Annotated in this window: 23 protein-coding genes and 1 pseudogene; 18 read left to right on the top strand and 6 right to left on the bottom strand. The window is 65.5% G+C overall.

Annotation, left to right across the window (positions count from 1 at the left end):
- Positions 1-100: 100 nt before the first annotated feature.
- The 10 genes and pseudogenes from B586_RS17965 to B586_RS22935 all read left to right on the top strand — a co-directional run bounded on the left by B586_RS17965 (position 101) and on the right by B586_RS22935 (position 9,954).
- The gene (locus B586_RS17965; protein WP_047316421.1) at positions 101-1,012 is read left to right on the top strand and encodes a Rossmann-like and DUF2520 domain-containing protein; all 912 of its coding nucleotides are present in this window, start codon (positions 101-103) and stop codon (positions 1,010-1,012) included.
- Positions 1,009-1,959, top strand: a complete 951-nt coding sequence (gene panC, locus B586_RS17960; RefSeq protein WP_047316396.1) for a pantoate--beta-alanine ligase — start codon at positions 1,009-1,011, stop codon at positions 1,957-1,959. The genes B586_RS17965 and panC overlap by 4 nt, the downstream gene beginning before the upstream one ends.
- Positions 1,959-2,387: an aspartate 1-decarboxylase gene (gene panD, locus B586_RS17955; protein ID WP_047316395.1), complete on the top strand. Its 429-nt coding sequence runs from the start codon at positions 1,959-1,961 to the stop codon at positions 2,385-2,387. Before panC ends, panD begins: the two co-directional genes overlap by 1 nt.
- A gap of 2 nt (positions 2,388-2,389) precedes the next feature.
- A complete protein-coding gene (locus B586_RS17950) occupies positions 2,390-3,214 on the top strand; it encodes a type III pantothenate kinase (RefSeq protein WP_047316394.1) in 825 nt (274 codons plus the stop codon).
- Between the two features lie 79 nt (positions 3,215-3,293).
- Entirely contained in the window at positions 3,294-4,817 is a 1,524-nt protein-coding gene (lysS, locus tag B586_RS17945) for a lysine--tRNA ligase (protein ID WP_054879225.1), read from the top strand.
- Between the two features lie 115 nt (positions 4,818-4,932).
- Positions 4,933-5,271 carry a histone-like nucleoid-structuring protein Lsr2 gene (lsr2, locus tag B586_RS17940; RefSeq protein ID WP_047316392.1) on the top strand — a complete coding sequence of 113 codons (339 nt, stop codon included), beginning with the start codon at positions 4,933-4,935 and terminating at the stop codon, positions 5,269-5,271.
- A gap of 299 nt (positions 5,272-5,570) precedes the next feature.
- Entirely contained in the window at positions 5,571-8,117 is a 2,547-nt protein-coding gene (gene clpC1, locus B586_RS17935) for an ATP-dependent protease ATP-binding subunit ClpC (RefSeq protein WP_047316391.1), read from the top strand.
- Between the two features lie 50 nt (positions 8,118-8,167).
- On the top strand, positions 8,168-8,476 hold the full coding sequence (locus B586_RS22865) for a PPE domain-containing protein (RefSeq protein WP_082129620.1): 309 nt from the start codon (positions 8,168-8,170) through the stop codon (positions 8,474-8,476).
- Positions 8,477-8,591: 115 nt separating this feature from the next.
- A pseudogene (locus tag B586_RS22940) lies at positions 8,592-9,287 on the top strand (PE family protein); the annotation flags it as partial.
- Between the two features lie 250 nt (positions 9,288-9,537).
- Positions 9,538-9,954: a hypothetical protein gene (locus B586_RS22935; protein ID WP_211141654.1), complete on the top strand. Its 417-nt coding sequence runs from the start codon at positions 9,538-9,540 to the stop codon at positions 9,952-9,954.
- Positions 9,955-10,102: 148 nt separating this feature from the next.
- Here the strand turns inward: B586_RS22935 and B586_RS17925 are convergent, their stop codons facing one another.
- Both B586_RS17925 and mhuD read right to left on the bottom strand, forming a co-directional pair.
- Complete coding sequence (locus B586_RS17925; RefSeq protein WP_054879226.1) at positions 10,103-11,467, bottom strand: Cpe/LpqF family protein; 1,365 nt, start codon at positions 11,465-11,467, stop codon at positions 10,103-10,105.
- A complete protein-coding gene (gene mhuD, locus B586_RS17920; protein WP_047316732.1) occupies positions 11,442-11,759 on the bottom strand; it encodes a mycobilin-forming heme oxygenase MhuD in 318 nt (105 codons plus the stop codon). The genes B586_RS17925 and mhuD overlap by 26 nt, the downstream gene beginning before the upstream one ends.
- Positions 11,760-11,819: 60 nt before the next feature.
- Here mhuD and B586_RS17915 point away from each other — a divergent pair, with 60 nt between their 5' ends.
- Positions 11,820-12,590, top strand: coding sequence for an alpha/beta fold hydrolase (locus B586_RS17915; RefSeq protein WP_047316731.1), 771 nt, complete (start codon positions 11,820-11,822; stop codon positions 12,588-12,590).
- A 6-nt stretch (positions 12,591-12,596) separates the two neighbouring features.
- Here the strand turns inward: B586_RS17915 and B586_RS17910 are convergent, their stop codons facing one another.
- Entirely contained in the window at positions 12,597-13,490 is an 894-nt protein-coding gene (locus B586_RS17910) for an HhH-GPD family protein (RefSeq protein ID WP_047316730.1), read from the bottom strand.
- Here B586_RS17910 and B586_RS17905 point away from each other — a divergent pair.
- Both B586_RS17905 and B586_RS17900 read left to right on the top strand, forming a co-directional pair.
- On the top strand, positions 13,489-14,112 hold the full coding sequence (locus B586_RS17905; RefSeq protein ID WP_047316729.1) for a carbonic anhydrase: 624 nt from the start codon (positions 13,489-13,491) through the stop codon (positions 14,110-14,112). The genes B586_RS17910 and B586_RS17905 overlap by 2 nt on opposite strands.
- A gap of 60 nt (positions 14,113-14,172) precedes the next feature.
- On the top strand, positions 14,173-14,967 hold the full coding sequence (locus tag B586_RS17900) for a hypothetical protein (protein ID WP_156166605.1): 795 nt from the start codon (positions 14,173-14,175) through the stop codon (positions 14,965-14,967).
- A gap of 6 nt (positions 14,968-14,973) precedes the next feature.
- Here the strand turns inward: B586_RS17900 and disA are convergent, their stop codons facing one another.
- Genes disA through B586_RS17885 form a run of 3 tightly spaced genes read right to left on the bottom strand, consistent with a single transcriptional unit; the run spans position 14,974 to position 18,083 of the window.
- Entirely contained in the window at positions 14,974-16,047 is a 1,074-nt protein-coding gene (gene disA / locus B586_RS17895; protein WP_047316727.1) for a DNA integrity scanning diadenylate cyclase DisA, read from the bottom strand.
- Between the two features lie 6 nt (positions 16,048-16,053).
- Positions 16,054-17,493, bottom strand: a complete 1,440-nt coding sequence (radA, locus tag B586_RS17890; RefSeq protein WP_054879227.1) for a DNA repair protein RadA — start codon at positions 17,491-17,493, stop codon at positions 16,054-16,056.
- 38 nt (positions 17,494-17,531) lie between these two features.
- Positions 17,532-18,083, bottom strand: coding sequence for a copper chaperone PCu(A)C domain-containing protein (locus tag B586_RS17885; RefSeq protein WP_054879228.1), 552 nt, complete (start codon positions 18,081-18,083; stop codon positions 17,532-17,534).
- Positions 18,084-18,417: 334 nt separating this feature from the next.
- On the opposite strand from B586_RS17885, the gene carD reads away from it, so the two are divergent.
- Genes carD through rlmB form a run of 5 tightly spaced genes read left to right on the top strand, consistent with a single transcriptional unit; the run spans position 18,418 to position 22,497 of the window.
- Positions 18,418-18,906: an RNA polymerase-binding transcription factor CarD gene (carD, locus tag B586_RS17880; protein WP_003419482.1), complete on the top strand. Its 489-nt coding sequence runs from the start codon at positions 18,418-18,420 to the stop codon at positions 18,904-18,906.
- 18 nt (positions 18,907-18,924) lie between these two features.
- Complete coding sequence (gene ispD, locus B586_RS17875) at positions 18,925-19,629, top strand: 2-C-methyl-D-erythritol 4-phosphate cytidylyltransferase (protein ID WP_047316724.1); 705 nt, start codon at positions 18,925-18,927, stop codon at positions 19,627-19,629.
- Positions 19,626-20,102 (top strand): 2-C-methyl-D-erythritol 2,4-cyclodiphosphate synthase, encoded by a 477-nt coding sequence (gene ispF / locus B586_RS17870; RefSeq protein WP_047316723.1) that lies wholly within the window; start codon positions 19,626-19,628, stop codon positions 20,100-20,102. Before ispD ends, ispF begins: the two co-directional genes overlap by 4 nt.
- A 54-nt stretch (positions 20,103-20,156) precedes the next feature.
- On the top strand, positions 20,157-21,578 hold the full coding sequence (cysS, locus tag B586_RS17865) for a cysteine--tRNA ligase (RefSeq protein ID WP_047316722.1): 1,422 nt from the start codon (positions 20,157-20,159) through the stop codon (positions 21,576-21,578).
- On the top strand, positions 21,568-22,497 hold the full coding sequence (gene rlmB / locus B586_RS17860) for a 23S rRNA (guanosine(2251)-2'-O)-methyltransferase RlmB (RefSeq protein WP_047316721.1): 930 nt from the start codon (positions 21,568-21,570) through the stop codon (positions 22,495-22,497). Before cysS ends, rlmB begins: the two co-directional genes overlap by 11 nt.
- Positions 22,498-22,501 lie beyond the last annotated feature (4 nt).

Here is a 22,501-nt window from a genome sequence, read left to right as displayed (position 1 = left end):
CACTGGGTCCTGCCTGCCAAATCGACTACAGTCTTAGTGACCGTCCGGTACCCATGCCATGGGACTGGAACGAACCAACAAACATGTGAGGCCGTCTGCGATGGTGCAGTTCGACGGTTTGCGCCCGGCCAGGCTCAAGGTGGGGATCATCTCCGCCGGCCGGGTGGGTACCGCGTTGGGTGTCGCACTGGAGCGCGCCGACCACGTTGTGGTGACGTGCAGCGCCATCTCCCGTGCGTCGCGGCAGCGGGCTCGGCGTCGGCTCCCCGATACCTCGGTGGCCTCGCCGCCGGAGGTGGCCGCCAGCGCTGAACTGTTGCTGTTAGCGGTTCCCGATAGCGAACTCGCCGGTCTGGTGTCCGGCTTGGCTGCGACTTCGGCGGTGCGGCCTCAGACGATCGTGGCGCACACTTCTGGGGCCAACGGGGTCGGCGTCCTCGCCCCGCTGAGCACCGACGGCTGTATTCCGCTGGCCATTCACCCGGCGATGACGTTCACCGGCGCCGACGAGGACATCAGCCGGCTGCCGGATACGTGCTTTGGGATCACCGCGGCCGACGATGTCGGGTATGCGATCGCGCAGTCACTGGTGCTGGAGATGGGCGGAGAGCCGTTCTGTGTCCGCGAGGACGCCCGCGTCCTCTACCATGCGGCCCTGGCCCATGCTGGGAACCACATCGTGACGGTGCTTGCCGACGCGCTCGAGGGGCTGCGGGCCGCGCTGGGCAGCAGCGAACTGCTCGGCCAACAAACCGTCGACGACCAGCCCGGCGGCATCGCCGAACGGATCATTGGGCCATTGGCCCGGGCGGCGTGCGAGAACACCCTGCAACGTGGCCAGGCCGCGCTCACTGGACCGGTCGCCCGCGGTGATGCGGCCGCGGTCGCGGGTCACTTGGCCGCGCTGATGCAGGTTGACCCAGAACTGGCCCAGGCGTATCGGGTGAATGCGCTGCGGACCGCCCAGCGCGCACATGCCCCCGACGATGTCGTCGAGGTGCTGGCGCCGTGACGAACAGCCGGCCGCCGGCATTCGACCCGGGCGAACTCAATGTGTACTCGACGCCCCGAGACGTCACCGACGTCAGCCGCGCGCTGCGTCACACCGGCCGCCGGGTGATGCTGGTGCCGACGATGGGCGCGCTGCACGACGGGCACCTGGCCCTGGTTCGCGCGGCCAAACGCGTGCCCGGTTCGGTGGTCGTGGTGTCGATTTTCGTCAACCCGCTGCAATTCGGCGCCGCGGAAGACCTCGACGCTTACCCGCAAACCCTCGACGAGGATTTGGCGCTGCTGCGCGCCGAAGGTGTCGAGATTGTGTTCGCGCCGACCGTTGCGGCCATGTACCCCGAGTATCCCCACGGACTGCGCACCACCGTGCACGCCGGGGCGTTAGCGTCCGAACTCGAAGGTGGCCCGCGGCCAACCCATTTCAGCGGCGTGCTGACCGTGGTGCTCAAGCTGCTCCAGATTGTGCGTCCGGACCGGATTTTCTTCGGTGAGAAGGACTACCAGCAGCTGGTCCTGATCCGGCAGATGGTCGCCGACCTGAACATCGACGTCGTTGTGGTCGGCGTCCCGACCGTGCGCGAAGCCGACGGGCTGGCGATGTCGTCGCGCAACCGCTACCTGGATCCGGTGCAGCGCGATCTGGCTGTGGCGCTGTCGGCGGCGTTGACGGCCGGGGCGCACGCCGCGACGGGGGGCGCGCAGGCTGCGCTGGACGCGGCCCGCGCGGTGCTCGACGCCACACCTGGCCTTGTGGTCGATTACCTGGAGCTACGCGACGCCGGGCTCGGCCCGGTGTGCGACAACGCGTCCGGCCGGCTGCTGGTGGCGGCCAGGCTTGGCGCCACCAGACTGCTGGACAACATCGCGATTGAGATCGGAAATTTCGCCGGCACCGCTGGGCCGGACGAACGTCGGGCTGAACACGCCCAAACGCCTTGGAGGAACTGATGTTACGGACGATGCTGAAGTCGAAGATCCACCGCGCCACCGTCACGCAGGCGGATCTGCACTATGTCGGCTCGGTGACCATCGACGCCGATTTGATGGACGCTGCGGACCTGCTCGAGGGGGAACAGTTGACCATCGTTGACATCGATAACGGCGCCCGGCTCGTCACTTACGCGATTGCCGGCGAACGCGGCACCGGCGTGATTGGAATCAACGGTGCCGCAGCGCATCTCGTTCATCCGGGCGATCTGGTGATCCTGATCGCCTATGGCACCATGGAAGACGCCGAGGCACGCGCCTACCAGCCGCGGATTGTGTTCGTTGACGCCGACAACAAGCCGATCGACCTGGGCCACGATCCAGGCTCGGTGCCGTTGGACATATCCGTCGCCGGCGAACTACTTGATCCCCGGATCGGCGCGCGGTAACTGTGCTGCTGGCCATCGATGTCCGCAACACCCACACCGTCGTCGGGTTGCTGTCCGGATCCAAGGAGCAGGCAAAGGTTGTGCAGCAATGGCGGATCCGCACCGAATCCGAGGTCACCGCGGACGAACTGGCCCTGACCATCGACGGCTTGATCGGTGAGGATTCCGAGCGACTCACCGGCGCCGCCGCGTTGTCGACCGTCCCGTCGGTGCTGCACGAGGTGCGGATCATGCTCGATCAGTACTGGCCGTCGGTGCCGCACGTGCTGATCGAGCCAGGGGTGCGCACCGGTATCCCGCTGCTGGTCGACAACCCGAAAGAAGTGGGTGCTGACCGGATCGTGAACTGCCTGGCGGCGTTCCACAAGTTCGGCAAAGCCGCCATCGTCGTCGATTTCGGGTCGTCGATTTGCGTGGACGTGGTGTCGGCCAAGGGGGAGTTTCTGGGCGGTGCCATTGCGCCCGGGGTGCAGGTGTCTTCGGATGCCGCGGCGGCCCGCTCTGCCGCGCTACGCCGCGTCGAGCTGGCCCGACCCCGCTCGGTGGTCGGTAAAAACACGGTCGAATGCATGCAAGCCGGTGCGGTGTTCGGCTTTGCTGGGCTGGTCGATGGCTTAGTCGGCCGCATTCGCCAGGACGTAGCGGGATTTTCCGGCGACCTCGGTGATCGGGTCGCGGTCGTGGCCACCGGACATACCGCACCGCTGCTGCTGCCCGAGCTGCATACCGTCGACCATTACGACCAGCATCTGACCCTGCATGGCCTGCGGCTGGTCTTCGAACGCAATCGGGAAGCGCAGCGCGGCCGGTTGAAGACGGCGCGCTGACGACGACCGCCAGCGCGCGTGTGACGTTGCTCGACGCCACCGAACAGTGCCGGTGTGAGGTCATTTAAGCTGGCACGTCGTGAACGCCGACCCGCCGGAAACCGACGAGGCTCTTCCTGAGCAGTTTCGGATTCGCCGGGATAAGCGTGCTCGTCTGTTGGCCCAGGGACGCGACCCGTACCCGGTCGCCATCGAACGCACTCATACCCTGGCGCAGGTTCGCGCCGCCTATCCCGACCTGGCAACCGACTCCGCCACCGATGACATTGTTGGGATCGCGGGTCGGGTGATATTTGCGCGTAATTCGGGGAAGCTGTGCTTTGCGACACTGCAGGACGGTGACGGCACCAACATGCAGGTAATGATCAGCCTCGACAAGGTTGGTTCCGAAGCGCTCGACGCGTGGAAAGCCGATGTCGATCTTGGCGACATCGTCTATGTGCACGGGAACGTGATCAGTTCACGTCGCGGCGAGTTATCAGTTCTTGCCGATTCGTGGCAGATGGCATCCAAGTCGTTGCGGCCGCTGCCGGTCGCGCATAAGGAGATGAGTGAAGAGTCGCGGGTGCGACAGCGTTATGTCGACCTGATTGTCCGCCCGCAAGCGCGAACGGTAGCTCGTCAGAGGATCGCCGTTATCCGTGCGATACGGACTGCGTTAGAACGGCGCGGGTTTCTCGAAGTTGAGACGCCTATGTTGCAGACACTGGCCGGTGGCGCGGCGGCCCGGCCGTTCACCACACATTCCAATGCCCTGGACATCGATCTGTACCTGCGGATCGCACCTGAACTGTTCCTCAAGCGATGCATCGTCGGTGGTTTCGACAAGGTCTTCGAACTTAATCGAGTGTTCCGAAACGAAGGCGCCGATTCTACGCATTCCCCGGAATTCTCCATGCTCGAGACCTATCAGACCTACGGAACCTATGACGATTCGGCGGTCGTCACTCGAGAGCTTATTCAAGAGGTGGCCGACGAGGCGATCGGGACCAGACAACTACCGCTGCCCGACGGCAGCGTCTACGACATAGATGGAGAATGGGCGACGATACAAATGTATCCGTCCCTGTCGGCTGTGCTGGGTGAAGAGATCACGCCGCAGACGACGGTCGATCGGCTGCGAGCCATCGCGGATCGTCTTGGCCCCGAGATTGGCCCAGAGATTCTTGACAAGCCCAGCTACGGACACGGAAAACTCGTCGAGGAACTATGGGAACACACAGTGGGTAACACCCTGAGCGCGCCCACATTTGTCAAGGATTTTCCGGTGGAGACAACGCCTTTGACCCGCCAGCACCGAAGCATCCCCGGAGTGACCGAGAAATGGGATCTCTACCTGCGGGGCGTTGAACTGGCCACGGGGTACTCCGAATTAAACGATCCTGTCGTGCAGCGGGAAAGATTTGGTCAACAAGCCCGCGCTGCAGCCGCCGGGGACGATGAGGCGATGGCACTCGATGAGGATTTTCTGGCCGCACTGGAGTACGCGATGCCGCCATGCACCGGAACTGGAATGGGTATCGACCGGTTGTTGATGTCTTTGACCGGACTGTCAATTAGGGAGACTGTTTTGTTCCCGATTGTTCGGCCGCACTCCAACTGAACAGTTCGTGTTGTGTCGAGATTGAGTATGCGGCGTTCTTATGGCAGATTAGTACCCGGGGATGTTGTTCCAAACTGCTCAGCAACTGCTCAGGAAGAAATGCGAGGGTAAGATAATGGCGAAGAAAGTGACCGTCACCTTGGTCGATGATTTCGACGGTGCGGGCGCCGCCGACGAAACGGTCGAATTCGGGCTTGACGGGGTAACCTACGAGATCGACCTTACGAACAAGAATGCCGCGAAACTGCGCGGCGATCTGAGGCAATGGGTGTCTGCCGGACGCCGCGTCGGCGGTCGGCGGCGAGGACGTTCCAGTTCTGGACGTGGCCGTGGGGCGATGGATCGCGAACAGAGCGCGGCGATCCGGGAATGGGCTCGTCGGAACGGGCACAATGTGTCGACTCGTGGCCGTATTCCGGCTGACGTCATCGACGCATTCCACGCGGCGACCTAACAAGTTGCTTACCGATGCCCGGGCCCTTAAGGGCCCGGGCATCGGTGCTTTTGTCGCTTTCGCTGCTGGCGAACTAATCGCCAGCAGCTGGCGGAAACGATTCGGCGGTTTTCCTCGTTTCTGATGTTAAGGCCCTGATGTCGTAGGGCTGAAGGCTCAGATACTTCAAGCCACCGGGAACGACCAAGGTTAGGAACCCTGGCCGGCCGACCATTACAGTGGACGGCAGGTACACGGTTCCGGCCCCACGGGGCCGATAGCGGGTTGTATTGATGGTGAGGGAGAGCAGGTAACCGCCGATGTTCGAAAGATTTACCGATCGTGCCCGCAGGGTGGTCGTCCTGGCGCAAGAAGAGGCCCGGATGCTCAACCACAACTACATCGGCACCGAGCACATCCTGTTGGGCCTGATCCACGAAGGCGAAGGCGTCGCGGCGAAATCGTTGGAGTCGCTGGGGATTTCACTCGAAGGTGTTCGCAGCCAGGTCGAGGAGATTATCGGCCAGGGCCAGCAGGCGCCGTCCGGGCACATCCCGTTTACGCCCCGTGCCAAGAAGGTTCTTGAGCTGAGCTTGCGTGAGGCGCTGCAGCTCGGCCACAACTACATCGGCACCGAGCACATTTTGCTGGGCCTGATCCGGGAGGGGGAGGGCGTGGCCGCCCAGGTGCTGGTCAAGCTCGGCGCCGAGCTAACCCGGGTGCGTCAGCAGGTGATCCAGCTGCTGAGCGGCTACCAGGGCAAGGAAGCTGCCGAAGCGGGTACCGGTGGTCGGGGAGGAGAGTCAGGCTCGCCTTCTACCTCCTTGGTTCTCGACCAGTTCGGCCGCAACCTGACGGCTGCCGCGATGGAGGGCAAGCTGGATCCGGTCATCGGCCGCGAAAAGGAAATTGAGCGGGTGATGCAGGTGCTGAGCCGGCGCACCAAGAACAACCCGGTGCTGATCGGCGAGCCCGGTGTCGGCAAGACCGCTGTTGTCGAGGGTCTGGCGCAGGCGATCGTGCACGGCGAGGTCCCCGAGACGCTGAAAGACAAGCAGCTTTATACGCTGGATCTGGGCTCGCTGGTGGCCGGCTCGCGCTACCGCGGTGACTTCGAGGAGCGTCTGAAGAAGGTGCTCAAGGAGATCAACACCCGCGGCGACATCATCCTGTTCATCGACGAGCTGCACACCCTGGTGGGTGCCGGTGCCGCCGAGGGCGCGATTGACGCGGCAAGCATCCTCAAGCCCAAGCTGGCCCGCGGTGAGCTGCAAACGATTGGCGCCACCACCCTCGACGAATACCGCAAGTACATCGAAAAAGACGCCGCTCTGGAGCGCCGCTTCCAGCCGGTGCAGGTGGGCGAGCCGACGGTGGAGCACACCATCGAGATCCTCAAGGGCCTGCGGGACCGCTACGAGGCCCACCACCGGGTGTCGATCACCGATTCGGCGATGGTGGCCGCCGCCACCCTGGCCGACCGCTACATCAACGACCGGTTCCTGCCGGACAAGGCGATCGACCTGATCGACGAGGCGGGCGCCCGGATGCGGATTCGCCGGATGACCGCGCCGCCAGACCTGCGTGAGTTCGACGAGAAGATCGCTGAGGCCCGCCGAGAGAAAGAGTCGGCGATCGACGCCCAGGACTTCGAGAAGGCGGCCAGCCTGCGGGATCGGGAGAAGACTCTGGTGGCGCAGCGCGCCGAACGCGAAAAGCAATGGCGTTCAGGCGATCTCGATGTCGTTGCGGAGGTCGACGACGAGCAGATCGCCGAGGTGCTGGGCAACTGGACCGGTATCCCGGTGTTCAAGCTCACCGAGGCCGAGACCACCCGGCTGCTCCGTATGGAGGAGGAGCTGCACAAGCGGATCATCGGCCAGGAGGATGCCGTCAAGGCGGTGTCCAAGGCGATCCGTCGTACCCGGGCCGGGCTAAAAGACCCCAAGCGCCCGTCGGGTTCGTTCATCTTCGCCGGCCCGTCCGGTGTCGGTAAGACCGAGCTGTCCAAGGCGCTGGCCAACTTCTTGTTCGGTGACGACGACGCGCTCATCCAGATCGACATGGGCGAGTTTCATGACCGGTTCACCGCGTCGCGGCTGTTCGGCGCTCCGCCGGGATACGTCGGCTACGAGGAGGGCGGCCAGCTCACCGAGAAGGTGCGGCGCAAGCCGTTCTCGGTGGTGCTGTTCGACGAGATCGAAAAGGCGCACCAGGAGATCTACAACAGCCTGTTGCAGGTGCTCGAGGACGGGCGGCTCACCGATGGGCAGGGGCGCACGGTGGACTTCAAAAACACTGTGCTGATCTTCACGTCGAATCTGGGGACATCCGATATTTCTAAGCCCGTCGGTCTGGGCTTCACCCAGGGTGGCGGTGAGAACGACTACGAGCGGATGAAGCAGAAGGTCAACGACGAGCTGAAGAAGCACTTCCGCCCGGAGTTCCTCAACCGCATCGACGACATCATCGTCTTCCACCAGCTGAGCCGCGACGAGATCATCCGGATGGTCGACCTCATGATCAGCCGGGTCGCTAACCAGCTCAAGGCCAAAGACATGGCGCTGGAGCTGACCGACAACGCCAAGGCCCTGTTGGCCAAGCGTGGCTTCGATCCGGTGCTGGGTGCTCGTCCGCTGCGTCGCACCATCCAGCGTGAGATCGAGGACCAGCTCTCGGAGAAGATCCTCTTCGAGGAGGTCGGGCCGGGGCAGGTCGTCACCGTCGACGTGGACAACTGGGATGGCGAAGGCCCGGGCGAGGACGCGAAGTTCACCTTCACTGGCGCCCGTAAGCCGCCGGCCGAGCCCGATCTGGCCAAGGCCGGAGCGCACAGCGCTGGTGGTCCTGGGCCGGTCGAGCAGTAGCCAAGCCATCCGGGTCGGCTAGCGTCGTTGGGGGCCGGCGCCGCTGGCATATTCGGCTCGCCGCCCAAACGACGGGCAGTAGCTTCTATTGGTGGCTGCCAGCAGGGTTACTGCCGGAGGCCAACTCCGCCGAGATATATTTCGGCCGGTGTCCTGACGCGATGTTGGCAGCCGCCAATGAGTGGCAGCGCGTGGCTAATGAGATGTTTGAAATACCCCGTTCGTTCGAGAAAGTGCGAACGGCGTTGCAAGCGAGTGGTTCGGTCCGTCAGCGACGGAGACGCGGCGACCCTGCCATTCCAGAAGTGGTTACGGGAGGTCGCAGTTGGTGCCGTGTGCACCGTCAAACAGATCCGTAAGATCGTTGCGGAGTTTCCTCGCACAAGGGCCGCCGCGGCGCTAGGCTACAGACCTGGTTCTTTCTAGCTAGTGGGACAGTTCGTTGGGCTGTCTGAACGTAGCGAGAGGTGGCCCATGTCGTTTGTGGTTGCGGCGCCGGAGTTCGTGGCGGCGGCTGCGGCGGATCTAGCGAGTATTGGTTCAGCGATCAATTCGGCGAGTGCGGCGGCCCTGGCCCCGACAACTGGTGTGCTAGCCGCCGGCGCCGATGAAGTGTCGGCGAGCATCGCGGCGATGTTTACGGCACACGCGCAGGCGTATCAGGCGCTGAGCGCGCAGGCGGCGGCGTTTCACCAACAGTTCGTCCAGCTCATGAATTCGGGTGCAGCAGCCTATTTGAGCACCGAGGTCGCTAACGCCGAGCAGGCCGTGTTGAACGCGGTGAACGCGCCCACCGAGGCCATGTTGGGGCGGCCGTTGATCGGCGACGGTGTGGCTGGGGCCACCGTTAACGGTGTGGGCCAGTCCGGTGGGGCCGGTGGGTTGTTGTACGGCAGTGGTGGAGCAGGTGGTGCTAGCACGGCCGCCGGGGTGGTCGGCGGCCCCGGCGGTAGTGCGGGGTTGTGGGGCAACGGTGGGGCCGGCGGTTCCGGTGGTGCCGGAGCGCTCGGTGGTGCCGGCGGTAACGGTGGGCTGCTATTCGGCAATGGCGGGGCTGGTGGTGCCGGTGGGGCCGCCGCCGCCCTGGGCGGGGCCGGCGGCGGCGGTGGTGCCGGCGGCAACGCGTGGTTGTTCGGCAACGGCGGACCTGGCGGTCCCGGCGGCCAAGGCGCCCACGGGGTCGACGGGGTCAACCCGGTCTCCGATCCGGCGCCCGGGGTGCCGGCACAACCTCGCGGCAGCGGACTCGACGGCTTAATGGGTCTGCCCGGCACGGTCCCCGGACAGACCGGCGGCACCGGGGGCACCGGCGGCTCCGGCAATCCCGGCGGCATCGGCGGCACGGGTGGCACCGGCGGCACCGGCGCCACCGGGGCACCGGCGGGGCCGGCGGTGCTGGCGGCGCCGGTGGGCATGCCGGATGCTGGTCGGCGATGGCGGTGCCGGCGGCCTCGGCGGTCAGGGCGGCGTCGGCGGCGCGGGCGCGCAGGGCGGTGCTGGCGGCACCGGTGGCACCGGCGGTAATGGGCAAGTGCTGCAGGTCACCGGTCCGGGCGCGGCCGCCGTTATTCCCCCCGGAGGTCCGGCGCCCGGCGGCAAGGGCGGTATGGGTGGTACCGGGGGCACCGGTGGTACCGGCGGCACCGGTGGTGATGGCGGCAACGGCGGCGTCGCCGGGGCGGGCGGACTGTGGCAGGGCCACGCGGGCGCTCCCGGCTTGGCGGGGCCGCCGGTAGCGGTGGTGCTGCCGGCATGGGCGGCGTGCCCGGTGGAGGCGGCCTGGGTGGATTCGGGACTAACGGCGTTCAGGCCAAGGGCGGCGATGTGGGTGCGCTAGGTTCGAACGGCAGCCTGGGCGATCCCGGCCAACCCGGCCTGCCTGGCTGACATCCCGCAGCGGCGCGCGGTTTAGACTGACGACCGTTGCACTGTTCGCCGTGCCGCGCCGGTCAGCCGCCCCGCGCCCTGCATTACCGCGGAGACCGTTATCGCGGCACCAACAGCGCGAACACCTGCTTGGCGAGCTGGAGCATCCAGCCGGTCACGGTCGGTCCATGGTCGCGGGGCCAGTTCAGCTGAAAGCTGACTACCCAAGGCTGTTGTGTCTTGTCGACGGCGTACCAGCTAAAGGTGAGGTCACCGGGCAAGCCGCCGGCTTTCGCTCCGATATACGGCCATTCGCTGCGATCCAGCTGGATACCCGCGACAGCGGACAGAATCTGTTTGACGGGTGTGGCTTGGCCGACGGCGTCGGCTTGCAGTGCCGCGTGGATTCGGCAGATGTCTTCGGCGCTGCCGTACCATTCCGCGCCGTAACTGGAGGCCGGGGTGTGGGCGCGGGTTGGATCCGGTTGGTAGGGGGTGGAATTCGCCTGCTGCAGCAACTGGGCACGCAGTTGCTGGGGTGCCTGCTTCCATTGGCTGCGTAGATCTGGTTGACCCCAGCCCACCGAGAACAGCTCGTACATGGTGGGGAACGGAGTCATGCTGGCCGGATCGTGATGGCCGGCCGTGACGAGCGCTTCCTCGATGGCCTGCGTGCCCATTCTGTCGATTAGCAGGTCGGTGGCCATGTTGTCGCTAGTGGCGATCATCTTCTCGGCGGCAGTACGAACTGAAACATGTGCTCCGGGAGGCAATTCCAGACCTGAAGAGCCTACAGCTCTGCTCTTGTCGGTGACGGTTAGTTGATCGTCCCAGGACACCGTGCCGTTGCGGACCGCATCCGCCAGGGCGTGCAGCACGTACAACTTGAAAATCGATGCTAACGGTAGGGATTCGGCGGTGTTGGTGCCCTGCACCGGATCGCATCGACCGTTATCGACCTTGGCGACCTGGTACGAGTAGCGGGCGCCGGTCTTGCTCAGCACGGCGTCGACGTCGTGCCACGAGGTGATCGACGGTGACTGCGTATTGAGGTCGAACCGATCAACCCAGCCATCGTCGTCGGTGTGAATCCGGATGTCCTGTCGTGCACCGTAGGAGGAAATGAGGTGCAGCGTTGCGACGCTGGCGCTGATGTCTACACCGTCGAGGGTGAACGGACGATCCCACCATAGCTCTTCCATGGTGGTTCGGATCGAGTCCACCATGTCATGCGACGCGAGGGTGCGAACTCCGACCGAGCCGATGGGCCAGTCCGAGTTGAGCATGTCCATGGTCTGCTGGGCACGTACACCGGGAGGAGTCCTAGTGTCGATCCGCAGTCCCGGATCCGCGGCGTTCGCGTGCGGGGCAGCAGAACGGGAGCAACCCGGCGCCAGGGTCACGACCAGCGCGGCGGTGGCAGTTACCGCCACCGCGCGGTGTCGTGCGAGGCGCCGGCTAGCTCGTCTGGCCGGTCGCGGCAACGTCCAGCACAACCTCGAATTCCAGCAGCGACGAGCCAGTCGCCACCGGGTTGGCACGGTGACCAGCGTGGGCTTCGATGGCGGGACCGTTCGCCCACGCCTGGAATGCTTCATCGGACTCCCAGTGTGTCACCACGAAATATCGGTTTTCGCCTTTGACCGGGCGGAGCAGCTGAAAGCCGAGGAAGCCTGGAGAGTTCTCGACCGCATGCGCGCGGTGGGCGAACCGCCTTTCCAGTTCGGGGCCAGCATCGGCGGGTACCTCGATTGCATTGATCTTCACCACTGGCATTCGGCTAGGCTACCGCGGCCCCCGCCCGGCGACGACGGCTAGTCACGGCAAGATGGTTGGGTGCCCACCAATCTGTTGACCTGCCGCGGCGGACGCGGCGAACCGTTGGTCCTGGTCCACGGTCTGATGGGCCGGGGTAGCACCTGGTCGCGTCAGCTGCCGTGGCTCAGCCAGCTGGGCACCGTTTACACCTACGACGCGCCGTGGCACCGGGGCCGTGACGTCGTCGATCCATACCCGATCAGCACCGAACGCTTCGTGACCGATCTGGCCGATGCGGTGAGTACGTTGGGAGTGCCGGCCCGGCTGGTCGGGCATTCTATGGGTGCCATGCACTCCTGGTGTCTGGCCGCTGAACGTCCGGATTTGGTCTCGGCCCTGGTGGTCGAGGATATGGCGCCAGACTTTCGTGGCCGCAGCACCGGTCCATGGGAGCCCTGGTTGCATGGTCTTCCGGTCGAATTCGACTCTGCCGAACAGGTATTCAATGAATTCGGGCCTGTCGCCGGTCAGTATTTTCTGGATGCCTTTGACCGCACCTCCACCGGTTGGCAGCTGCATGGTCACACTTCACGATGGATCGAGATCGCCGCCGAGTGGGGCACCCGCGACTACTGGGAGCACTGGCTTGCCGTGCGGTCGCCAGCGCTGCTGATTGAGGCGGGCACCTCGGTCACGCCGCCCGGCCAGATGCTCGCCATGACCAAAACTGCTTGTCGGACAACCTACTTGCATGTCCCCGAAGCTGGTCATCTGATTCACGATGAGGCAACGCAGGTATATCGGCAGGCTGTCGAGTCTTTCTTCGCGGGCTGCGCCGGGCGTGCCTGACGGCGCTCAGCCCTCGCCGGCCAAAGCGAACCGGCCGTCAGTTGTACGGGTCACCAGGCCGTCCGCAAGCAACGAATCGAGCGCCCGGTCACGCTGGGCGCAATCGGTTAGCCAGGCCACGTCCAGCTCGGCTCCGGTAACCGGAGAATCCTTGGCGCGCAACACATCCAGCAGCCGCCCGCGAACCTGACGGTCGGTTCCCGCGTATTGCTGCACGCGCCGCGCCGGCCCTTGGGCGGGCGGATAGCCCGCATGCCGCCATGCGCATTCATTGAGTGGGCACAACCCGCATCGCGGCGACCGCGCCGTGCACACGATCGCGCCCAACTCCATCAGCGCCACCGAAAATTGTGGCGCTGCTTCCTCGCCCGGCAGCAGTGCCGAGACGTCGGCATGGTCGCGCGTTGCAGATGGCGGGCCGGCCTCGGCTCGGCCATGCACGGCGCGGGCCACCACGCGACGCACATTAGTGTCCACCACCGGCACCGGCTGACGGTAGGCGAAGCACGCGATGGCTCGTGCGGTGTAGCTGCCGACGCCCGGCAACCTCAGCAAGGTATCGACGTCGTCGGGAACCGCATCGCCGTGGTCACGTGCGATGACGGTGGCGCACTCGTGTAAACGCTTGGCCCGCCTCGGATAGCCCAGCTTGCCCCAGGCGCGTAGTACGTCCGCTGCGCTGGCCGCGGCGGTGGCCGACGGGGTGGGCCAGCGTCGCACCCAATCTGGCCAGATCGACAACACCCGAGCCACCGGCGTCTGCTGCAACATGAACTCGCTGACCAGGATTTGCCATGCGGTGACACCGGGCTGTCGCCAGGGCAAGTCACGGCGCGATTGTTGGTACCAGTCGAGCAGCCCGCCGGCCGGGATTCTTATCTCAGGCACAATGTGTGTCATGCCTAACACCAATCCGATAGCCGCTTGGAAAGCACTCAAAGAGGGTAACGAGCGATTCGTCGCTGGCCAGCCAGCGCATCCCAGCCAGAGCGTCGAGCATCGGGCCAGCCTGGCCGCCGCCCAGAAGCCCCTCGCCGTGATATTCGGCTGCGCGGACAGCCGGGTCGCCGCTGAGCTCGTCTTCGACCAGGGCCTGGGCGACATGTTCGTGGTGCGCACCGCCGGCCATGTCATCGACTCGGCGGTGCTCGGCTCCATCGAGTATGCGGTGACGGTGCTCGACGTGCCGCTCGTTGTCGTCCTTGGGCATGACAGCTGCGGCGCCGTGACGGCGGCTTTGACGGCCATCAACGAGGGCCATCTGCCAGGCGGTTACGTGCGGGATGTGGTGGAACGGGTGGCGCCGTCGATCCTGCTGGGCCGACGCGACGGCTTGACTCGTGTCGACGAGTTCGAGGAACGGCATGTTCATGAGACGGTGGCGCAGCTCATGTCCCGGTCGACGGCCATCGCGCAGCGGGTGGCTGCGGGCACCTTGGCGATCGTCGGCGTCACCTATCACCTCGCCGACGGACGGGTGGCGTTGCGCGCACACATCGGCAACATCGGTGAGGAAGTCTGACCTGGCGACACGCCGAGCCAGGTCGACCACGTCGACGTGACCTGGCCCTACGGTGGGAATGTGCTGGATCTGGAACCGCGTGGCCCGCTACCTACCGAGATCTACTGGCGACGCAGGGGACTCGCCGTGGGAATTACCGTCGTCGTGATCGCGATCGCGGTCGCCGCGATCGTTGCCGTTGTGGGCAGCAGTGCCGGAGCCAAACCTGCCAATGCTGACAAACCGGGCTCCGCGCTGAGCCATCCAGGCTCGGCGGCGCCCCAGGCGCCACCCCCGAGCGGCCAGGAAGGCAACCCCTCGGCAGCGCCGTCGGGGCAAAACCCGGAGTCCGCCACGCCGACCGCCGCAGTGCAACCGCCGCCGCTGCTGAGGGAAGGCGATGACTGCCCCGATTCGACACTGGCCGTCAAAGGCCTGACCAACGCGCCCCAATACTTCATTGGCGATCAGCCAAAATTCACCATGGTGGTCACCAACATCGGGCTGGTGTCCTGCAAACGCGATGTCGGAGCCGCGGTGCTGGCCGCCTACGTCTACTCGCTGGACAACAAGCGGCTGTGGTCCAACCTGGACTGCGCGCCGTCCAACGAGACCCTGGTCAAAACCTTCACGCCGGGCGAGCAGGTGACGACCGCGGTGACCTGGACCGGGATGGGGTCGTCGCCGCACTGTCCGCTGCCGCGGCCAGCGATCGGGCCGGGGACCTACAACCTCGTCGTACAGCTGGGCAACCTGCGCTCCCTGCCGGTCCCGTTCATCCTCAATCAGCCGCCACCGCCGCCTGGACCTGGTGGGCCAGCGCTCGCGCCGCCGCCTGAGGCGCCGCCGGCCAATGCTCCCGCTTCCGGCGGGTAACCGCGGCTAGCTGAGCGGGTCGGCGATTGTCGACTCCGCTAGCTGTGAGAGCCCCTCTCGTACATGACGGGCCCACATCGCGCCGATGCCGTCCACCGATTGCAGGTCGTTAGAGCTGGCCGCCAGCAGGCCCTGCAGCGTTCCAAACGCCCGGACCAGGAGATCGACATGGGCGAACTGCAGCCTGGGAATAGCGGCCATTGCGCGGTAGCCGCGCGCGCTCAGCGCTGAGTCCTGGGCTTCTGCTGTCGTCGGATATCCGAAGACCTTCGCCAGCGCGGTGAGTTCGAGCAGTTCGGTGTCCGAAAGGGTGTCCAGCTCGGCTAGGGTGGCGTCGATTTGCGTTTGGGATTGTGGCTCGGGGCTGGCGTGGTAGTCGCGCACCACCAATTCCCGCGCGACGTCGTTGCCGCCCAGCAGCTCCTCAAGCTGCAGCCGCAGTTGCCGTCCGTCGGTGCCGAGTTCGACGACGTCATAGTCGATCACCTGGCCGATGCGCCGGACCAACTCGAGCCGTTGCACCACCGTCATCACATCGCGCAGCGTGACGAAGTCCTCGATCTCCGCCCTGGACAGTTGCCTGCTGACCTCATCGAGCCGGGTCTTGTACCGTTCCAGGGTTGCGATGGCCTGATTGGCTCGCGACAGAATGGTCGCGGAGTCCGCGAGTATATGGCGCTCCCCGCCGACGAAGACGGTCACGATGTTCATCGAGTGGCTGACCGAGATCACCGGGTAGCCGGTCTGGATGGCGGCTCGTTCCGCCGAACGGTGCCGAGTGCCGGACTCGTCGGTAGGTATCGATGGATCCGGGACCAGCTGCACGTTGGCCCGCACGATGCGGCTCCAGTCGGTGGACAGCACGACGGCGCCGTCCATTTTGCACAGCTCACGCAGCCGTGTCGGCGCATAGCGGATATCGATGGAGAAGCCGCCATCGCAGATGGCCTCGACGTTCTCGTCGTGGCCGAGCACGATCAAAGCGCCGGTGCGGCCGCGCAGGATGCGTTCTAGGCCGTCCCGGAGCCCGGTGCCCGGGGCTAGGCGGGCGATAGCCTCACGCAGCGTCGGACGGGTCACAGAGTGTCATTCTGCTACGCGCGGGCCCGCCGGCCCCGCAGCGTCTAGCCGTTGTGGCTCCGCGGGGGTACTGCTGCGGTGATCGGCGATGTCGACGATGTGCTCCAGCGCGGCGACGATGGTGGGTGCGCTCAGCGCGCGGATGCCCGGCGGCACCGTATCGCAACCCGCTGGGATCAGCGCTGTGGTGAATCCCTGCCGCGCGGCTTCGGTTAAGCGTCGGTCCATACCGCTGACTCGGCGTAGGTCGCCCGCCAGTCCCACCTCACCGATCATCACCGCTGTGGTGGGCAGCGGCAGGTTCGCGTAGGCCGACGCCAACGCGATCGCGACCGCGAGATCTGACGACGGATCGGTTAACCGCATGCCACCTACGGTGGACAGGTAGACGTCATTGACCGCGATGGTTAGTTGGGCGTGCTTTTCCAGGACGGCGGTGATCATCGCGGCCCGGGCGTGGTCGATCCCGCTGACGGCGCGGCGCGGCGAGCCACCGGATGGCGTCGCCAATAGCGCCTGGACCTCGCCGATGAGCGGTCGCTTTCCATCCAGCGTCACCGTGATCGCGGTACCGGCCACCGGTGTCGGCCGCTGATCCAGAAAAAGATTCGACGGGTCCGCAACATCGTCGATTCCATCGTCGCGCAACAGGAAACACCCGACTTCGTCGGCGGCGCCGAATCGATTCTTGACGCCGCGGACCATCCGCATCGGGTGATTGCGATCGCCCTCGAAATGCAGCACCACGTCGACGAGGTGTTCGAGCGAGCGCGGCCCGGCGATGGCCCCGTCTTTGGTGACATGCCCGACGAGAATCAGCGCAACGCCGTTGGCCTTGGCGGCGGCGGTCAGCGCGGCCGTCACGGCACGCACTTGCGTGACACCGCCGACGACGCCGTCGGCTTCGGTGGTGGACATAGTTTGCACCGAGTCGATGATGACCAGCGCAGGCTGGACCGTCGCGATGTGATCTAGCACGGTGTGCAGGTCGGATTCGGCGGCTAGGTAGACCTCTTGTGCGCTGCCGCAGCCGGTCCGGTCGGCGCGCAGCCGGATCTGGCCAGCGGATTCCTCGCCGGAGATATACAGCGCACGTCGGCCGGATTGCGCCCAGCGGTGGGCAACTTTGAGTAGCAGCGTCGACTTGCCCACACCCGGGTCACCCGCCAGCAGCGTCACCGAGCCGGGCACCACGCCGCCGCCGAGCACCCGGTCCAATTCGTCGACACCGGTAGGGCACGGTCGCGTGCGGTGCGGGTCAATGGAGCTGATCGGAACGGCTTGCGAAATCCGGTTTGCGGAACGACGTCCGCTACCACCGATCGCACTGAGCACGGCTACCTCATCGACGGTGCCCCAGGTACCGCACTCCTGGCAACGTCCCACCCATTTAGCGGTGACATGGCGGCATTCCGAGCAGCGGTACTGCGAGCGCATATTAGCCACGCGATGACCGTATCGGGCTGGTATGACAAGCAGTGCGGTTAGGCCTGCGGTGGTGTGAGCCCGGCCGATATCGGCACCGTCACGCTGGCTTGTCCAGCTTTCTCGAAATTGAAGGTGAAGTTGTAGGTGAGGCCGTTGGTGATGGGCTTGGCCAAGGTGATGACCGCCTTCGCGGCATTGTTGGATTCGAGGGGGCCCGGCGCCACCCGCTGGCCTTCGGGCGTACCGATGAACAGCATCCCGTTGGCGGGCAGCCGAGTATCGCCGCTCAGCGCCACCGTGCCGATGTCACTGTTGACGGACACCAGCCGATCCGCGACATCCGCAGACTCGTTGACGGCCACCAGCACCAGGTCCACCGTTCGGCCCGGTTGGATGAAGTCACCGGTCTGCGCGGCTTGGATGCGGATGTCGCGCAACGCCAGATTGTTGAGCGTGACCCGGTTGCCGTTGACGGCCGGCTCCTGAGTCGCGGTCTGCGAGATCTGGCCTGCTCCGCAACCGCTGAGCACCGTGGCCATCACGGCCAAAAGGCCTAGGACGGTAACCCGGGTAGCCAGCGCGGGAAGGCGGATCTTGAAGCGGTTCACTGACTGCCTCCTGCTGGGATACTGGTCAAGGCATTAGGACAGCGGCTCAACTATGCATAGTAGTTTTAGGAACGTGCTGTCGACGGTAGACGGTAGCCCAGGACGCGAGACCAGCGTTGCGGGGCCTTGGTTTGGGCCCCCGCGGGGTCGCCGATAGTGACCTTTCAAGTGCGGCTACGCTGTTACGAGACAATGTTGGTAGTGCGGTGCATTGCACGTCTTGCCCTGCCTGTCAACCCCTAATCTGCCGGTGTTGTACCCCCTGACCTGCACCGTTGTGCGCGCCTGTCGGGTCGCCGTGTTAGGATGAAGTAACGAAAGGGGCTCGAATCAGATGATCTTCAAGGTCGGCGACACCGTTGTCTACCCGCACCACGGTGCCGCTTTAGTCGAGGCGATCGAAACCCGAACCATCAAAGGGGAGCAAAAAGAGTATCTCGTCTTGAAAGTGGCGCAGGGAGACCTGACCGTTCGAGTCCCCGCCGAAAACGCCGAGTACGTCGGTGTCCGCGACGTCGTCGGGCAAGAGGGTCTTGACAAGGTTTTCCAGGTGTTGCGGGCCCCCCATACCGAAGAGCCGACTAACTGGTCGCGCCGGTATAAGGCTAATCTCGAGAAACTCGCCTCCGGTGATGTCAACAAGGTGGCCGAGGTAGTACGCGACCTGTGGCGACGCGACCAGGAGCGCGGCCTGTCCGCCGGCGAGAAGCGCATGCTGGCTAAGGCCCGCCAGATTTTGGTCGGCGAGTTGGCGCTGGCAGAGAGCACCGACGATGCCAAGGCGGAGACCATCCTCGACGAGGTTTTGGCCGCCGCTTCCTGAATGCCCTGAGGCTTGGGGGTGGTCGGGGCAACGGGCACCGTAGCCGCAGTGGTCCCGGCCGCCGGGTCGGGGGAGCGGTTAGCGGCGGGCGTCCCGAAGGCATTCTGTGAACTTGACGGGCGCACGCTTGTCGAACGTGCCGTCGCTGGATTGCTGGAATCTGGCGTTGTTGACCATGTTGTGGTCGCGGTACCCGCTGATCGCATTGACCAGACCCAGCGGGCGTTGCCTCAACAGCTAGTCACGGTTGTGGCTGGCGGCGTCGACCGCACCGAATCGGTGCGCCAGGCCCTTGCGGCTCTCCCCGGGCCTCCGGCGGTGAGCGCACCCGAGTTCGTCTTGGTGCACGACGCCGCGCGGGCGCTGGCACCAGCACGGTTAATCGTGCGGGTGGTCGATGCGCTGCGCGCCGGTCATACCGCGGTCGTTCCGGCGCTGCCACTGTCTGACACCATTAAGGCCGTGGACGCCAACGGAATGGTTCTCGGCACTCCGGCGCGGGCCGGCCTGCGGGCGGTGCAGACCCCGCAGGGGTTTGCTACCGAGCTGCTATTGCGCGCGTATCAGCGCGGCCCCCATCTTGCTGCCATCGATTTCACCGACGATGCTTCCCTCGTCGAACATCTCGGTGGCCAGGTTCAGGTGGTCGCCGGCGACCCGCTGGCGTTCAAGATCACCACCCAGTTGGATCTGCTGTTGGCGACAGAGATTCTGCGCCAGTGAGTGGCCTGCCACGGGTCGGTTTGGGTTTCGATGTCCACGCGTTTGAACCGGGGCGGCCGTGTTGGTTGGTGGGGCTGCTGTTCCCCGACGTCGACGGCTGCGCCGGGCACTCCGACGGTGACGTGGCGGTGCATGCGTTGTGCGATGCCGTGTTGTCGGCCGCAGGGCAGGGCGATATTGGCGGCCTGTTCGGGATTGACGATCCGCGTTGGGAACGCGTCAGCGGCGCTGACATGCTGGGTCATGTCGTTGACTTGTTACTGCGACAGGGCTATGCGGTCGTCAACGCGTCCGTTCAAGTGATCGGCAACCGACCGAAGATCGGTCCGCGCCGTGCCGAGGCGCAACGGTTGCTGTCGGCGCTGCTGCGGGCGCCGGTATCAGTGGCGGCGACGACCACCGATGGACTTGGCTTGACCGGGCGCGGCGAGGGCTTGGCCGCCATCGCGACGGCGTTGGTGGTCCAGCTCTGACAGCCGTGCGCTGAGAATCGGGCAAAACGGAACCAGCAGGTAAGCTGGCACGCCGTGACCGATCGCGCCCGCTTGCGGCTCCACGACACGGCGGCTGGTGCCGTGCGCGATTTCGTTCCGCTGCGAGCCGGGCACGTCTCGATCTACCTGTGTGGTGCCACCGTTCAAGGACAGCCGCACATCGGGCATGTCCGCAGCGGGGTGGCCTTTGACATCCTGCGCCGTTGGCTTATCGCGCGCGGCTACGACGTCGCGTTCATCCGCAACGTCACCGACATCGACGACAAGATCCTCAACAAGGCCGCCGCGGCGGGCCGCCCGTGGTGGGAGTGGGCCGCCACCTACGAGCGCGCGTTTAGCGCCGCCTACGACGCCTTGGACGTCATGCCGCCGTCAGCAGAGCCCCGCGCCACCGGGCACATCACCCAGATCGTCGAACTGATCCAGCGTCTGATCGATAACGGCCACGCGTATACCGGCGGCGGGGACGTCTACTTCGACGTGCTCAGCTACCCCGAATACGGCGCCCTGTCCGGGCACAAGATCGAGGACGTCCACCAGGGCGAAGGCGTGGCCACCGGCAAACGCGACCAGCGCGACTTCACGCTGTGGAAGGGCGCCAAGCCCGGCGAGCCGTCGTGGCCTACGCCGTGGGGCCGCGGACGTCCAGGCTGGCATTCGGAGTGCGTGGCGATGGCACACGAATATCTCGGGCCGGAATTCGACATCCATTGCGGCGGAATGGATTTAGTGTTCCCGCATCACGAAAATGAAATCGCGCAGAGCCGTGCCGCCGGGGATGGCTTCGCCCGTTACTGGCTGCACAACGGCTGGGTGACGATGGGCGGGGAGAAGATGAGTAAGTCGCTGGGCAACGTGTTGTCCATCCCGGCGATGCTGCAGCGGGTTCGGCCGGCCGAACTGCGTTACTACCTTGGCAGCGCCCACTACCGGTCGATGCTGGAATTCTCCGAGACCGCGCTGCAGGACGCGGTCAATGCCTATGTCGGAGTGGAGGATTTCCTGCATCGGGTGCGTACCCGGGTTGGTGCCGTTGGCACCGGCGAACCGACCCCGCGGTTCGCCGCAGCACTCGACGACGATCTGGCGGTGCCGATCGCGCTGGCCGAGGTGCACCATGCTCGCGCGGAAGGTAACCGGGCGCTCGACGCCGGTGACCACGAAGGTGCGTTGACGAACGCCGCCGCGATCCGAGCGATGATGGGCATCTTGGGTTGCGATCCGCTCGACGAACGTTGGGAATCCCGCGATGAGACGTCGGCGGCGCTAGCGGCCGTCGACGTGCTGGTGGCCGCTGAGCTAGAAAGTCGGCAGACCGCACGCGCGCAGCGCAACTGGGCGCTTGCCGATCAGATCCGCGATCGACTTAAGAACGCCGGTATCGAGGTCACCGATACCGCCGACGGGCCGCAGTGGGAGCTGCTGGCGGGCGACAAGCAAGTCGATGCCCGGTAACTCACGTCGCCGAGGGGCTATCCGCAAATCCGGCACCAAGAAGGGGGCAGTCGTTGGCTCGGGCGGCCAGCGTCGCCGCGCCTTGGAGGGGCGTGGTCCCACACCGCCGGCGCATCTGCGCCCCAACCATCCCGCCGCCAAGCGGGCTCAATCCTCGCCGCGCCGGCCGGTCAAACGAACTGACGAGACAGAAACGGTGCTTGGGCGCAACCCGGTGCTGGAATGTCTGCGGGCCGGCGTCCCGGCGACGGCGCTCTACGTTGCGCTCGGTACCGAAGCCGACGAGCGGCTCACCGAATCCGTTGCGAGAGCAGCCGATGTGGGCATCGCGATCCTCGAGGTACCGCGCACCGACCTGGACCGGATGACTAACAACCACCTGCATCAGGGCATCGCGCTACAGGTACCGCCGTACCGCTACGCCCACCCCGATGATCTGCTAGCAGCCGCTACCGACTCGCCACCGGCGTTGTTGGTCGCGCTGGATAACATCTCCGACCCCCGTAATCTCGGTGCAATCGTGCGATCGGTAGCGGCATTCGGCGGCCATGGCGTGTTGGTACCACAGCGGCGTTCCGCCTCGGTCACCGCGGTCGCGTGGCGCACCAGCGCCGGCGCCGCGGCGCGGATCCCGGTGGCGCGGGCCACCAATCTAACTAGAGCGCTTAAGGTCTGGGCCGATCAAGGCCTGCGGGTGATCGGACTGGACGCCGACGGTGACACCGCGCTCGACGACCTGGACGGCACTGACCCGCTGGTAGTAGTCGTTGGTTCGGAAGGCAAGGGCCTGTCGCGGCTGGTGCGGCAGAACTGCGATGAGGTGGTGTCCATACCGATGGCCGGTCATACCGAATCGCTGAATGCCTCCGTGGCTGCCGGGGTGGTGCTTGCCGAAATCGCCCGTCAGCGCAGGCGTTAACGCA

Origin of the sequence: Mycobacterium haemophilum DSM 44634, from assembly GCF_000340435.2 — a bacterium.
Classification (GTDB): Bacteria; Actinomycetota; Actinomycetes; order Mycobacteriales; family Mycobacteriaceae; genus Mycobacterium; species Mycobacterium haemophilum.
The sequence above is the reverse complement of the archived record's forward strand: the minus strand, read 5'-3'. Positions and strand labels throughout refer to the sequence as shown.